Annotated in this window: 1 protein-coding gene; it reads right to left on the reverse strand. The window is 74.3% G+C overall.

Annotation, left to right across the window (positions count from 1 at the left end; genetic code table 11):
- Nucleotides 1–1,477: hypothetical protein (locus AB0G02_RS39775; protein ID WP_360805577.1), on the reverse strand; the 1,477-nt coding region annotated here is incomplete at its 3' end.
- Between the last annotated feature and the right edge of the window lie 22 nt (nt 1,478–1,499).

Below are 1,499 nucleotides of genomic sequence, written 5' to 3' on the forward strand. Positions count from 1 at the left end.
CTTGGGCGTAGGCGACCGTGAGGTTGTACTGACCGGGCGCGCGGACCGCGTCCGGCCGGGCCACGGTCAGGGTGCCGCCGTTGCCCAGCCGACCGACGTACGAGCCGCCGGAGGCCCACGGACCGACCACGACCACCGCTCCCCCGGCGAGCTGCCCGGCTTCGGCCTCCACGTGCACCGCACGCGCGTCGGATCCCTTGTCCCGCACCTGGGTGAGCGAGCCCGCGACCACCGGCGTGCGGCCCTCGTTGGACAGGACGACCTCGGTGATGCCCGCCTTGAGGTGCACGGTCGTGCTGCCCGTCCACGCCCCGGCCCGGTCGGCGGTCAGGTCGCCGCCGACGACCCGGCGGTCGGACAGGGTCAGGCCCAGGGTGCTGCGACCGGCGCCGAACCACGTGGTGGACAAGGCGTAGTAGCCGTCCTCGACGGCCGAGACGTACGTCGTCACGGCGTCGCCCGGGCGCAGGACCACGGCGTTCGGCACGAGGGCCCGCAGCGCCCCGGTCCCGCGGTCGACCGAGCCGCCGGTGCGGCGCGAGTCGGACAGCTGGTAGGTCGACCGCTCCGGTCCGGTGACCTCGGTCAGGTCGAGGCGGTCCAGGGCGATGTCGGACGGACGGCCGAGGAAGCCGGTGGGGTCGCTGGTGCGCAACGAGACGCGGTGGCGGCCCGCGGTCAGCCGGACCGGCGTGTCGAGCCTGCCCCGGTACTGCCGGTTCAGGGTGGGGGGGAAGCTGAGGGTGGCGGCGTGGGCGTCGTCGTCGTTGAGGGCCTCCCTCCCGACGAACCCGCCGGTGCCGTACAGGACGCCGAGCCGGTAGTCGCCGGTGCGCGGCACGTCGACCTCCACCGTGACGCGGGAGCCGGCGTTGTTCATGTACCCCACGTCCTTGCGGCCCGAGGTGGTGTAGCGCTGGGCCATGTCGTGGGAACCCGAGCCGTCGTCCTGGGTGACGACGACGGCGTTCTCCACCACGCCGGACTCGGCTTCGTAGCGGGCCGTCCAGGGCGCGTCCGCGGTCACGGCCGGTGCGAGCCCGGCCGGGGTGACGATCACCTGGTAGGCGGCCAGGGGGTCGCCGCCGGGGACCTCGACGGTGATCCCGCCGTCGGAGACGCGGACGCGGGAGGCGGCCACCACCGGTGGTTGCCCGGCGTCGCCCTCGTATCCAGACCAGGTGGCCTTGGCGACGCGCACGTCCACGTACCGGCCGAACACCCGCCGGTCCAGGCCGGTGACGGCGACGTCGACCGGGTTGGCGGTGCCGCCGAGCAGCACGGTGGCCTTGGCGTCGGCTCGGTCGAGGGTGGCCAGGCCCTGCAACGTGTCCCTGGTGCCCGGTCGCGGCGGGGTGACGCGGACCGTGTCGCCGGACAGGTCTGCGTACCACTTGGTCAGCCACCAGCCGCCGTTGGCGCGGGAGGTGCGCACCGCGTGGTCGCTGAGGTTGCCGGCCAGCGTCCAGTACGCCATCTGCCCGTCGACCTTGGTGTCC

This window comes from Actinosynnema sp. NPDC023658, assembly GCF_040639995.1.
In the GTDB taxonomy this organism is placed as follows: domain Bacteria; phylum Actinomycetota; class Actinomycetes; order Mycobacteriales; family Pseudonocardiaceae; genus Actinosynnema.